The sequence below is a fragment of the Paraburkholderia dioscoreae genome (genome assembly GCF_902459535.1).
Classification (GTDB): Bacteria; Pseudomonadota; Gammaproteobacteria; order Burkholderiales; family Burkholderiaceae; genus Paraburkholderia; species Paraburkholderia dioscoreae.
Genome location: NZ_LR699554.1, coordinates 179,976 through 191,748, shown reverse-complemented (window position 1 = coordinate 191,748; position 11,773 = coordinate 179,976). Strand labels below are relative to the sequence as shown.

Annotated in this window: 11 protein-coding genes; 2 read left to right on the top strand and 9 right to left on the bottom strand. The window is 63.8% G+C overall.

Translation table 11 applies throughout. The features are described from left to right. Nucleotides 1–30: 30 nt before the first annotated feature. The 3 genes from PDMSB3_RS21130 to PDMSB3_RS21120 form a co-directional block, all read right to left on the bottom strand. Nucleotides 31–753 carry a sulfite exporter TauE/SafE family protein gene (locus PDMSB3_RS21130; protein WP_007178801.1) on the bottom strand — a complete coding sequence of 241 codons (723 nt, stop codon included), beginning with the start codon at nt 751–753 and terminating at the stop codon, nt 31–33. 101 nt (nt 754–854) lie between these two features. Then, on the bottom strand, nt 855–2,198 hold the full coding sequence (locus tag PDMSB3_RS21125; RefSeq protein WP_007178800.1) for a hemolysin family protein: 1,344 nt from the start codon (nt 2,196–2,198) through the stop codon (nt 855–857). Nucleotides 2,199–2,290: 92 nt separating this feature from the next. Continuing rightward, nucleotides 2,291–3,097, bottom strand: a complete 807-nt coding sequence (locus PDMSB3_RS21120; protein ID WP_007178799.1) for a sensor histidine kinase — start codon at nt 3,095–3,097, stop codon at nt 2,291–2,293. A gap of 188 nt (nt 3,098–3,285) precedes the next feature. On the opposite strand from PDMSB3_RS21120, the gene PDMSB3_RS21115 reads away from it, so the two are divergent. Together PDMSB3_RS21115 and PDMSB3_RS21110 are read left to right on the top strand one after the other, a co-directional pair. Beyond that, nucleotides 3,286–3,624, top strand: coding sequence for an FKBP-type peptidyl-prolyl cis-trans isomerase (locus tag PDMSB3_RS21115; protein WP_007178798.1), 339 nt, complete (start codon nt 3,286–3,288; stop codon nt 3,622–3,624). A gap of 33 nt (nt 3,625–3,657) precedes the next feature. After that, nucleotides 3,658–4,437, top strand: coding sequence for an AraC family transcriptional regulator (locus PDMSB3_RS21110; protein ID WP_007178797.1), 780 nt, complete (start codon nt 3,658–3,660; stop codon nt 4,435–4,437). 150 nt (nt 4,438–4,587) lie between these two features. Here the strand turns inward: PDMSB3_RS21110 and PDMSB3_RS21105 are convergent, their stop codons facing one another. The 6 genes from PDMSB3_RS21105 to accD all read right to left on the bottom strand — a co-directional run bounded on the left by PDMSB3_RS21105 (nt 4,588) and on the right by accD (nt 11,729). Continuing rightward, nucleotides 4,588–5,778, bottom strand: a complete 1,191-nt coding sequence (locus PDMSB3_RS21105; RefSeq protein ID WP_165187603.1) for an O-succinylhomoserine sulfhydrylase — start codon at nt 5,776–5,778, stop codon at nt 4,588–4,590. A 310-nt stretch (nt 5,779–6,088) separates the two neighbouring features. After that, nucleotides 6,089–7,639: an amidophosphoribosyltransferase gene (purF, locus tag PDMSB3_RS21100; RefSeq protein ID WP_007178795.1), complete on the bottom strand. Its 1,551-nt coding sequence runs from the start codon at nt 7,637–7,639 to the stop codon at nt 6,089–6,091. 162 nt (nt 7,640–7,801) lie between these two features. Further along, entirely contained in the window at nt 7,802–8,296 is a 495-nt protein-coding gene (locus PDMSB3_RS21095) for a CvpA family protein (protein WP_007178794.1), read from the bottom strand. A 7-nt stretch (nt 8,297–8,303) separates the two neighbouring features. After that, nucleotides 8,304–9,239 (bottom strand): SPOR domain-containing protein, encoded by a 936-nt coding sequence (locus tag PDMSB3_RS21090; protein WP_165187600.1) that lies wholly within the window; start codon nt 9,237–9,239, stop codon nt 8,304–8,306. Between the two features lie 29 nt (nt 9,240–9,268). Continuing rightward, nucleotides 9,269–10,579 (bottom strand): bifunctional tetrahydrofolate synthase/dihydrofolate synthase, encoded by a 1,311-nt coding sequence (gene folC / locus PDMSB3_RS21085; protein WP_007178792.1) that lies wholly within the window; start codon nt 10,577–10,579, stop codon nt 9,269–9,271. Between the two features lie 277 nt (nt 10,580–10,856). Continuing rightward, nucleotides 10,857–11,729, bottom strand: a complete 873-nt coding sequence (gene accD / locus PDMSB3_RS21080; protein WP_007178791.1) for an acetyl-CoA carboxylase, carboxyltransferase subunit beta — start codon at nt 11,727–11,729, stop codon at nt 10,857–10,859. Between the last annotated feature and the right edge of the window lie 44 nt (nt 11,730–11,773).

Genomic DNA, 11,773 nt, shown 5'->3' with positions numbered 1-11,773 from the left:
GGCCTCAGTCGTCCAGGCCGATCGTTCAAGCTAGCGGCCCGCGGCCCACAGTAACGAAAGCCCCGACGACAGCATCAAACCGTCGACGACCAGTTTGAAGGTGGCGGGACTCATCCGGACCACGATTATCCGCGCGGCAAACGACCCAACCATCAGCGCGGAGCCGGTGATCAAGCCGTCGATCACCACGTGCAAAGGCAAAGCGCCGAAATGGTTGAAAACCGCGACTTTGGAGGCGTAGACGGTCAGTGAGCCCGCCGCTTCGGTGGCGAGAAAAGCGCCTTTCACGAGGCCATAGGACATGAACACGGGCACCGTGATCGGCCCGGTGGAGACGACGATTCCGGTGAGAAAACCCACCACGCCGCCAATCATCGAAAGCTGCCAGAGCGAGAACCTGATGGCCCGCCGCGCGAGCCACCGCCGCGTGGGCACCATCGCGACAAAGAAGAGTCCCAATGCAATTTCGACGGCATGAGGCGGCAATGCGAGCAGCGTTCGCACGCCCAGCGCCGCGCCCGGCACTGCGGTCGCGCAGTAGGCGCCGCACGCCCGCCAGTCGATCTCGCGCCACCACGCGAGAACCTTGCCGAAGTTGCCCATGATTGCGGCGATCGCCATGATCGGCACCGCCTCTTGCGGACCGAACAGCATCACGAGGACGGGCATCAGCATCATCGACGAGCCGGTGCCGACCACGCCGCTCAACATGCCGGCCAGTAATCCCACGCACAGCACCAGCAGATATCCCATGTCGCCCCCAATGGTGTGGAGGCCAATTCTACCTGCGCGATGCTGCTGCGCGCTCTGCCGGATTCAGCGCAAAGTGGAATCCGGCACGGCTCTATCGCGCTCTAACCACCTTCGTCGTCGAAAGCTTTCGGATAAACCCGCACGAGCACGATGCGCGGCCCTTTCATTTTCTTGACCACCACGTCGAAGCGATCGAACTCGACTCGCTGGCCTTCGGTCGGCAAATCGTTGAGCGCCTGAATGACGAGGCCGCCAACCGATTCGGCCTTGCCTTCGTCGATATCGATCCCCAACGCGCGTTCCAGCGAGACCACCGGCAAACTGCCCTTGCCCATCAAGGTGCCGTCGTCCATGCGGGTCCAGTCGGCGTCGCCCTGACGGAATTCGTCGTGGATCTGGCCGACCAGTGCGCCGAGCAGATTGTCGAGCGTCAGGAAACCGATCGGCTTCTCCCGCTTGTGGCCGACCAGCGCGAAGTGCGGCGCGCCCTTGCGGAAGCGGCGAAACAGTTCCAGCGCCGGCAGATCCGGCATGACGTACTGCACCGGGCGCGCGTATTTGGAAAGATCCTCGAGCGTGCTGCCCGCGTGGCGGGCCAGCAGCAAGTCCTTCAAATGGATCATGCCGGCCACGCGTTCGCCGGATGCGTCTTCGAACAGCGGATAGCGGCTGAAGCGGTGCTGCGCCACCACCTGCATGTTTTCCCGCAACGGCAGATCACGCCGCAGGCCGACCATTTCGTAGGCCGGACGCATGAGGTCCGACACGGTCATGCGCGAAAAGTCCAGCGAGTGCGCGATCGTGTTCCACTCATCCTGGCTGTAGGCTCCCTCCGGCGAACCCAGCTCCGTGGCGACGTTGGCGCGGCGGCCGCGCAGGATCAGCTTGAGTTCGTCGGTCGAGTAGTGCGAGTCGTGGCCGTGGTCCGCGTCGAGCCGGGCTAGCTTGAGCACAGCGTTGGCGCTCGTATTGAGCACCCAGATCGCCGGATACATTGCCCAGTAGAAGCCATACAGCGGCGTGGCGGCCCATAGCGAGACTTTCTCCGCCTCGCGAATCGCCAGCGACTTGGGCGCGAGTTCGCCCACCACGATGTGCAGAAACGATATGCACGAGAACGCGAAGAAGAGCGAGATACCGTGGATCAGTTTCTCCGATTCGACGCCGAGCAGGCTGAAGACCGGCGTGAGCAGTTCCGCGAACGCGGGCTCGCCGATCCAGCCAAGCCCGAGCGACGCCAGCGTAATGCCCAACTGGCACGCGGAGAGATAGGCGTCGAGGCGTCCGTGCACCTTGCCGAGCAGACGTCCGCGCATGCCATGCGCGGCGGCAAGGCTTTGCACGCGCGTCTGCCGCAGTTTGACCAGACCGAATTCAGCGGCCACAAAGAAGCCGTTGAGGGCGACGAGAAACAACGCACCAATAAGGGCGACGACCTGAATCAAAGCGGCAAGCTCCGGCAACAAAAGTTGTCAGTATAGAGGGTGAAAGCTCTGTGAAAACTAATCGCGCGGAGTACGCGGCTGAGTCGAACCGTTCATTTCGGCGCCGTTGCGCTCAGCGGCACGCGCAGAGCGAGCGCGGCTGTGTCGCTGCCTGTTGCGTCGCCTTGCTCGAAACTGCCGCCGTGCGCTTCGGCAACGCGCTTGCACAGCGCCAGCACCCACGCGATCCGCTTCGCTTCGCGCGGCTCGCGCGCCTGCTTGCGGGCAAACGCTTCGAGCACATGCGGCAAGGCGGGATCCTCCAACGCGGTGCTGTTGGCCTCGTACTTGACGCTAGCGTGCCATGCATTCGTATCCGCTTTCGTGACCAGGGTGATCGTCGCGCCTTCCGCGCTCGTTTCGACCGCGAACATGAGCATCAGCCATAGCGCGGCGGCAAGGCGCTCCCGGTCGCCGTTGAGTTGCTCGGTGGCCAGTTGCGAGTCGACCGTGACTTCCACGCCGCGCGCGCGACCCAGACCCGAGCGGATTTCTTCTACCGTTTCTTCGATTAACGGATGCAGGGAAAACTGCGCGTAGGCAAGCGCCAATGATTTGGTCTCGGCGCGCGTGGCGTCGACGATCGTTTCGAGCAGCTTGACCTGCTGATCCACGCCATTGCGAATGCCAGTAACGGCGCGCTGCGCGTTGGGGTCGTTCGCGTCGAGCTTGCGCTCCAGCACGTACGCCCAGCTATGAATGGCGTTCAACGGACCACGCAGGTCGTGCGACACCAGCGACAGCACATAATCACGCATGAACAGCGCGGTTTCCGCGCGCAGAAGCGCGGTGCGTTCGGATACGGCGAAGCCGGAAGGCACCGGCTTTTCGCCAGCAGTTCCGGTTGAAGACGTTGTCACGATCGAGCCCTCTCAGGCGGTGCATGATGATTGAAAGAAGCCCCATTATAGGCATGCCATCCAGCGCGACCAGCCTTGCCGGGCGACCCGCATTCACGCAATCCGCGTGCCACGCGGCAATCCTCGGCGACGCGGCGTCAACACGCCTACAATGTCGGTTTTTACGTTTTTGATCTGAGGAGCGACACATGTCTGTGACTACCGAATCCGGTTTGAAATACGAAGACATCGTTGAAGGCACGGGCGCCGAGGCAGTGGCCGGCAAGACCGTCAGCGTCCACTACACCGGCTGGCTGACCGACGGCCAGAAGTTCGACTCCAGCAAGGACCGCAATGATCCGTTCGCTTTCGTGCTGGGCGGCGGCATGGTCATCAAGGGCTGGGACGAAGGCGTGCAAGGCATGAAGGTTGGTGGCACCCGCAAACTGACCATCCCGCCGCAACTCGGCTACGGCGTGCGCGGCGCGGGCGGCGTGATTCCGCCGAATGCGACGCTCGTGTTCGAAGTCGAATTGCTCGGCGTCTGAGTTTTCGCTGTTCCCTGTTACCGCGTATCGCCGATGAGTCACGCCGCCGTCACCGCGCCTAGCGTTTCCCTGCGCCGCTACGGCGCGATCGAGGCCTCGGACGTGCACGACTTTCACCAGGTCGTGCTCGGGCTCGACGGCGCGATGGTCATGACGGTACACGGCGTCGCGCATCAGATCGACGCCGGCTCCGCGTGGCTCATTCCGGCGGGCGCACGGCACGATTACGCGGGCGTCGGCGAGAACCGGCAGCTGGTGCTGGACTTGCCGGCTTCGTCGCTGGCCGTGCCGGAACGGCTTTTCGACCGTGCGCGGGCGGTCGCGGTCGACGGCTCGCTGACGCAACTCGTGCATCGCATCGCGGCGCACGCTGCCGGCGGCGCTCAAGGCAATGATCTGGACGCACGGCGTTTTCATTGGGACGCAGCCGCGCGGCTCGGCGCGGCGTTGGTGGCCGACGCGGGCACGACGGCCGGCGCGCAGGCAGCAGGCGCCGGTCTCGACTTTGCGCGCATCGACCGCTGGCTGCGCGCGCATTTGTCGGAGCCCGTGCGGATCGCCGACCTCGCCGCCCATTGCGGGTTCGGCATGCGGCGCTTTCATCAGCTTTTTATCGAGGCTTTCGGCGAGACACCGCATCGCTATCTGCAGCGTCTGCGGCTCGATACGTCGCTCGCGTTGCTGGCTGACCCGCGGCTTTCGTTGACCGATATCGCGCTGGACATCGGCTTTGGCGATCAGAGCGCCTATACGCACGCGTTCACGCGGCGTTTCAGGCTGGCGCCCGGTCAGTGGCGCGCGCTGCGCCACTGAGTTTTCACTGCGCTGTGTTTTTGCTTCGCTGAGTCTTTACTACGCTGTGTTTTTGCTGCGCCGCAGTCTTACTGCTCTGGGTGTTATTGCGCGAGCCGCCTGACAGCGCGGCCCGCTTGCCCTGCATCGAGCTTTCGCTCTGACCTTCACTCAACCCGCCAGTCCGCGCTCCAGATCGCCGCGGATATCGCCGGCGTTCTCCAGACCCACAGCAAGACGGATCAAGCCTTCGCTGATGCCCGCCGCCGCGCGCGCTTCCGGCGTCACGCGACCATGCGTGGTCGTGGCCGGGTGCGTGATAGTGGTGCGCGTATCGCCGAGATTGCCGGTGATCGAGCAGATCTTCGTGTTGTCGATCACGCGCCATGCATTCGCGCGCATCTGCTCGGGCGTGTCGCCCTTCAACTCGAACGACAGGATCGCGCCGCCCGCTTTCTGCTGGCGCATGGCCAGCGCATGCTGCGGATGCGATTCCAGCCCCGGATAGAACACGCGATTCACGGCCGGATGCGTTTCCAGCCAGCGCGCGATTTCAAGCGCATTCGCCGACTGCTTTTCAACGCGCAGCGATAGCGTTTCCATGCCCTTGAGCAGCACCCACGCGTTGAAGGCGGACAGCGTCGGCCCGGCGCTGCGCACGAACGGGAACACCTTCTCCATGATGAACTGCTTCGAACCGACCAGCGCGCCGCCCAGCACGCGGCCCTGACCGTCGAGGAACTTGGTGGCCGAATGCATCACGACGTCCGCGCCGAGCTTCAGCGGCTGTTGCAAGGCCGGGCTGCAGAAGCAGTTGTCGACCACGAACAGCGCGTTCGATGCCTTGGCGATCTTGCCGATCGCTTCGATATCGGCGACTTCGGTCAGTGGATTCGACGGCGTTTCGAGGAAGAACATCCTCGTCTCCGGGCGCACGGCATTCTTCCACGCGTCCAGATCGGTCGGATCGACGAACGTCGTCGTGATGCCGAACTTGCTGAAGATCTGCGAGAACATGCCGAGCGTCGAGCCGAACAGTGCCTGCGAGCTCACCAGATGGTCGCCCGCCTGCAACGCCGACATCACCACCGACATGATCGCGGCCATGCCCGAGGCCGTCGCCATGCAGGCTTCGCCGCCTTCGAGCGCGGCCAGGCGATCCTGGAACATCGAAACGGTCGGGTTCGTGAAGCGCGAATAGGTGTAGTTGTCTTCGGAGTTCTTGAATTTCTCGGCGGCGTCCGCGGCACTCGCGAACACGAAACTCGAGGTCAGGAAAATCGCTTCCGAATGTTCGTTGAAGTCGCTGCGCACCGTGCCCGAGCGGACTGCCAGCGTATCGAAGTTCAGGGAGTCGTCCATGTTGGTTCTGGTTTCCAATGTTCCATGTGGCTGCGTTCGGCGTGTGCGGCTCAGATGCAATGAATCGAGCGTACAGGCCGAACGGCAGCAACAAAAAAGCCCGCTTTTGCGTCGGCATAAGCGGGCTTCATGTGCGGGGGAAAGCTGGAGCGGAGGCGGATGAGTGTGGCTTTTCCACCCTTCGCTTTAGCTGTTTCGGGTTGCCCCGCGTCCGCAAGCTGAGATCAAATCGACGCAAGCCGTCATGCTAACACGCTCCCGGCGTGGCGTGCAGCGTGCCGCACCGGAAGCGGAACCGTTCAGCCCGCGCTCAACCTACCGACAGTTGCAGATGCAGTTGCGAACGGGCCGGGCCGCCGCCGTCGAGCGCTTCGCTTGCGGCGTCGCGGTCCGATTGCGAGGACGGTGCGAGACGCGCGGTTTCGATGCGGTCCAGGTACTCGGTGGTGACGTCGCCGGTCACGTAGTTACCGTCGAAACACGACGCTTCGAATTCCTTCAGCGCCGGGTTGATATCGCGCACGGCCTGCTTGAGCGCGTCGACATCCTGATAAACGAGATGGTCCGCGCCGATCATGCGCGCAACTTCGTCGTCCGAGCGGCCGTGGGCGACGAGTTCGCCGCGCGTGGGCATGTCGATACCGTAGACGTTCGGGAACTTCACCGGCGGCGCCGCCGAAGCGAAGATCACCTTGTTCGCGCCGGCATCGCGCGCCATCTGCACGATTTCATGCGACGTGGTGCCGCGCACGATCGAGTCGTCGACGATCAGCACGTTCTTGCCCTTGAACTCGATGCCCATCGCGTTCAGCTTCTGGCGCACCGACTTCTTACGCACGGCCTGACCGGGCATGATGAAGGTGCGGCCGACGTAACGGTTCTTGAAGAAACCTTCGCGGTATTCCACGCCCAGCTTTTTCGCGACCTGCATGGCGGCCGGACGGGACGAATCGGGAATCGGCATCACGACGTCGATCGCGACGTCGGGCAACTCGCGCCTGATCTTCTCGGCGAGGTAGTCGCCCATGCGCAGACGCACGTTGTACACCGGCACGCCGTCGAGCACCGAATCCGGACGCGCGAGATACACGAGTTCGAAAATGCAGGGGTTCAGGCTTGGGTTCGTCGCGCATTGCTGCGAGTGCAGATTGCCTTCGAGGTCGATGAAAATCGCTTCGCCCGGCGCCACGTCGCGCACGAATTCGAAGCCGATACCTTCGATCGCCACCGACTCCGACGCGAGGATCCACTCGACGCCTTCGGCCGTTTCCTGCTTGCCGAGGCACAGCGGGCGGATGCCGAACGGGTCGCGGAAGCCCAGCAGGCCGTAACCGGCGATCAGCGACACGATCGCGTACGAACCGCGCACCCGGCGATGCACGCCCGACACGGCGTTGAACAGCGCGGCCGGATCGAGTTGCAGGCCCGAGCTGGAGAGCTGCAATTCGTGCGCGAGCACGTTGAGCATCACTTCGGTGTCGGAGTTGGTATTGATGTGGCGGCGATCGATGCGGAACATCTCATCTTTCAGTTGCTGCCAGTTGGTCAGATTGCCGTTGTGCGCAAGGATAATGCCGAACGGCGCGTTCACGTAGAACGGCTGGGCTTCTTCCTCGCTCGACGCGGAACCAGCGGTCGGATAGCGGACCTGGCCGATACCGGTCGTGCCGGGCAGGCTGCGCATGTTGCGCGTGCGGAACACGTCGCGCACCATGCCGTTCGCCTTGTGCATGTGGAAATTGCTGCCGTTCGCCGTCGCGATGCCGGCGGCGTCCTGACCGCGGTGCTGCAGAAGCAGCAGGCTGTCATAGATCAGCTGATTGACCGGAGAGTGGGAAACTACGCCTACGATGCCGCACATGGCATGTCCTTCAAAGGTACGAAATTCGTCATGGCGGCCGCTGCCTGCGATGGCGTCCCGAGGAACGCCCTTCGGGGCGTTCGCAAAGCTACGCGACCGAACGTAAAGGCAGCCGGTTTGCGCCGGAGTCCTGCTGCGGTTCCCTAACCACTCGCCTGATCGTCACACTCGGACGTAAGCAGCCAGCGTCTCGGGAAGCAGCGGTTTCATTACGTGCACGCCCTCGACCGCATAGGGCCGAAGCAAGGCGTTGCGCCAGAATTCCTGTTGGGGCAGTTCGGTCAAGCCAGCCAGGGCGACCAGAATCAGCACCAGAATGACCCCGCGCACGAGGCCGAACATCAAACCGAGCGAGCGGTCCACGCCGCTCAAGCCGGTTGCCTGCACGATGCGGCTCAGAAGGGCATTCAACACGCTCGCCACCAGCACCACACCGATCACCACCAGCGCGAAGGCCAGCAGCCACTGGGTCAACGCGCCGCCCGGCCAGTTGGACGGGATCAACGGCACGACGTAACCCACAAAGCGGCAAGCAATGAAAAACGCCGCAATCCAGCCGATCAGCCCGAATATCTCCGACAAAAACCCGCGCCATGTGCCGCGCAGCGCCGACAAACCGATCACCGCCATTACAGCGTAGTCGAAGGCAGTGAACATCGCCGGCTTACTGTGTAGCGCCGCTGGTCGCGCCCGACATCAAGCCGGCCTCGCGCACCTTTGCAATGGCGGCGCTTGCCGCCGCACGGTCGGCGAACGGCCCGGCTCGCAGCAACGTGAGCGTGGAGCCGTCAGCCTGCTTCCGATGTTCGGTATATGCGGGCACGCCCGCCGCTTTCAACTTGGCTGCCCAACTACGCGCGTTGGTGTCGTTTGCAAACGCGCCGAGTTGCACGGCGAAACGGCTGCCCGGCGGCGAAGCCGGCGTGCCGGAATTCGCGTCCGCGCCGGCGGCCGTGTTGGTGTCGTCGGAGTGCGGGGCCTGAGCGGTCGGCGCCGGAGTGGCGGGAGCGGTCGCGGCGTTATGCGTGACCGGCGGTTTGGCCGGCTTGGCGGCCGCAGCGGGCGCCGCTGGCGTGGTGTTGGCAGCGACGGACGGCGCCTGCGGTTTCACCACCGGCCTGGCCGCGGACGCTGCCGTTGCGTTCGTTTCCGCGCCCGGCTGCTTCGTGGCGCCGGACTGGCCCTGTTTCGCTGCCGTAGCCGGTGCAAGGCCGGACGCGGCAAGTGCCGCGTCCGGCGTGGGATTGTCGGGTGCTACACCGGCCTGCGTGTCTTCCTCGGCTTTGGCGAGTTTCGGCGCGGGGCGGCTTGGAATGTCGATGGAAATGTCGTCTGTAACGGGCTTGGGATGCGAGTCCAGCACCATTGGCAAGATGACGACCGCGGCCACGACCATCGCGATAGCGCCAACGAGGCGGCGACGCGCTCGCTGCTTTTCCGGCAACGTAGGGTCGAGCAGCATCGCATCGGCGTCGACGGTGCGCTCCGTGCGGCGGGTCCGCCGCTCCACGCGCTCGCCACGGGCGGCGCGGGTGGAACTGGTGTTTGCGCCGCGCCGGGTGGGCGCGTCGTCTTTCTTGCCGAACGAGAAAATTCCCATGAATCGCTTGGTTCGAGGCTGGCGCCCGTTCAGTGTTGCTGCGATTTACGGTAGGCCATGACGCCCGCTACCGTATAGAAACTGCCGAAAACCACGATTCTATCATTCTCTGACGCTCGTTTTAGCGCGTCTTGGAAAGCCTCGGCCGGCGTTGCGTAGCGCGTCACGCTGCTGTCGGCGCTCTCGCCCACGCCCTGCTCGCGCAAGGCCGCTTCGAGCTCTTCCGCTGAAGCCGCCCGCGGCGTTGGCAGATCGGTCACGCACCAGTGGTCGATTTCGCCCTTCAGATGCGACAACAGGCCGGCAATGTCCTTATCGCGCATCGCGCCGAACACCGCGTAGGTGTACGGGAAAAAACCCATGTTGCCGAGGTTTTGCGTCAGCACAGCCGCGGCGTGCGGATTGTGGCCGACATCCAGCACGATGGCCGGCTTGCCCGGCAGCACCTGGAAACGCCCCGGCAGTTCAACGTTGGCGAGGCCGAGGCGGATGTCCTGCGCCGACACCGGCAAGCGGTCGCGCAACGCTTCGAGACCGGCGAGCGCCGCCGACGTGTTGATCAGTTGATTCGCGCCGCGCAGCGCCGGATAGGCCAGCGCCGAACGCCGCATGGTCGGGCCGATGTAGCTCCATTGCTGGCGCTCGCTGCCGGCCTGCCCTTCATAGCGGAAATCGCGGCCGAACAGCCACAATTGCGCGCCGATTTTTTCCGCGTAATCGATCAGCGATTGCGGCGGCACCGGGTCCGCACAGATCGCCGGCTTGCCTGGACGGAAAATGCCGGCTTTTTCGAACGCGATTTTCTCGCGCGTGTCGCCCAGATAGTCCGTGTGATCGATATCGATGCTGGTGATGATCGCGCAATCCGTATCGAGGATATTCACCGCATCGAGGCGGCCGCCAAGACCGACTTCGAAAATCACCGCGTCGAGTCCGCGCGAAGCGAACAGGCTCATGATCGCCAGCGTCGTGAATTCGAAGTAGGTCAGCGTGACCGGCTCGGCGAGGCTCAGGCGCGCGGCTTCGACGGCTTCGAAATGCGGCAGCAGATCCGCGTCGCTCGCCATTTCGCCATTCACCCGCGCTCGCTCGTTGAACGACAGCAGGTGCGGCGACGTATGGCAGCCCACCGTGTAACCCGCGCGCAGCAGAATGGATTCGAGGATCGCACACGTCGAACCCTTGCCGTTGGTGCCGCCGACGGTGATGACCGGACATGCGAACGACAGTTGCAGCGCGTCACGCACCTGGGTGATGCGGGTGAGACCCATGTCGATGCCGACCGGATGCGCGGATTCAAGGTGCGTGAGCCACGCGTCGAGGGTGGGGAATGTGGTCATCGGATGAATCGCGAGTGAATCGGTTTGGCAGTGTTGCGAATGTGCGCCGGTCGGCTGCGGCTGCGGCCAGAGCCGGGTCTGCCGGGCGGGTTTATGCGCGGAAACCGGAGGCTGCCCGCGCTGGCCGTCGTTTGCAGCCGGCGCTGCGTTGCGAGACCGTGATTATCCCGGAAATGACAGCGCGCCGCTTGATCACTCACGCGGCGCGCTGTTTTTACTGCTTTTCCGGCGGTGCTCACGCTTGAGAAGCGCAGCGACGATTCACCGTGACGCCGGCTTACGCCACCGCGTCAGCCGGCTGATGGCTCAGGAGCGCCATCAACTGGGCGATCTCTTCACGCAGCTTGCGACGGTCGACGATCATGTCGATCGCGCCCTTCGTCAACAGGAACTCGGCGCGCTGGAAGCCTTCCGGCAGTTTCTCGCGCACGGTTTGCTCGATCACGCGCGGGCCGGCAAAGCCGATCAGCGCCTTCGGTTCCGCGATCACCACGTCGCCGAGGAACGCGAAACTGGCCGATACGCCGCCCATGGTCGGGTCGGTCAGCACGGAGATGAACGGCAGCTTGGCTTCAGCGAGCTTCGTCAGCATGGCCGTGGTCTTCGCCATTTGCATCAGCGAGAGCAAGCTTTCCTGCATCCGCGCGCCGCCCGAAGCGGTAAAACAGATGAACGGCACTTTCTGTTCGAGCGCGTTCTGCGCGCCGCGCACGAAACGCTCGCCGACCACGGAGCCCATCGAGCCGCCCATGAACGAGAACTCGAAGCAGGCCACCACCACCGGCAGCGTATGGATCGCACCGCCCATGACGACCATCGCGTCGGTTTCGTCGGTGTCGTCCATCGCTTCTTTCAGACGGTCCGGGTACTTGCGGCTGTCTTTGAACTTGAGCGCGTCGACCGGGACGATTTCCTGGCCGATTTCGTAGCGGCCTTCCGGATCGAGCAGGCCATCGAGCCGCTCACGCGCGCCGATGCGCATGTGGTGGTCGCACTTCGGGCAAACATGCAGATTGGCCTCGACGTCGTTGCGGTACAGCACGGCTTCGCACGACGGGCACTTGATCCACAGGCCTTCCGGAATCCCCTTGCGGTTCTTCGGGTCGGTTTGTTTGATTTTCGGCGGCAGCAGTTTATCGAGCCAGCTCATATTGAATCCTTCTGGGGTCTACGATCGCGCAAACGGCGGGCCCA

Bases quoted from the DNA above. Each gene is read 5' to 3' on its own strand.
- PDMSB3_RS21090 (WP_165187600.1), bottom strand. From the start codon at position 9,239: ATGGGAATTTTCTCGTTCGGCAAGAAAGACGACGCGCCCACCCGGCGC.
- purF (WP_007178795.1), bottom strand. From the start codon at position 7,639: ATGTGCGGCATCGTAGGCGTAGTTTCCCACTCTCCGGTCAATCAGCTG.
- PDMSB3_RS21095 (WP_007178794.1), bottom strand. From the start codon at position 8,296: ATGTTCACTGCCTTCGACTACGCTGTAATGGCGGTGATCGGTTTGTCG.
- PDMSB3_RS21130 (WP_007178801.1), bottom strand. From the start codon at position 753: ATGGGATATCTGCTGGTGCTGTGCGTGGGATTACTGGCCGGCATGTTG.
- accD (WP_007178791.1), bottom strand. From the start codon at position 11,729: ATGAGCTGGCTCGATAAACTGCTGCCGCCGAAAATCAAACAAACCGAC.
- PDMSB3_RS21105 (WP_165187603.1), bottom strand. From the start codon at position 5,778: ATGGACGACTCCCTGAACTTCGATACGCTGGCAGTCCGCTCGGGCACG.
- PDMSB3_RS21115 (WP_007178798.1), top strand. From the start codon at position 3,286: ATGTCTGTGACTACCGAATCCGGTTTGAAATACGAAGACATCGTTGAA.
- PDMSB3_RS21110 (WP_007178797.1), top strand. From the start codon at position 3,658: ATGAGTCACGCCGCCGTCACCGCGCCTAGCGTTTCCCTGCGCCGCTAC.
- folC (WP_007178792.1), bottom strand. From the start codon at position 10,579: ATGACCACATTCCCCACCCTCGACGCGTGGCTCACGCACCTTGAATCC.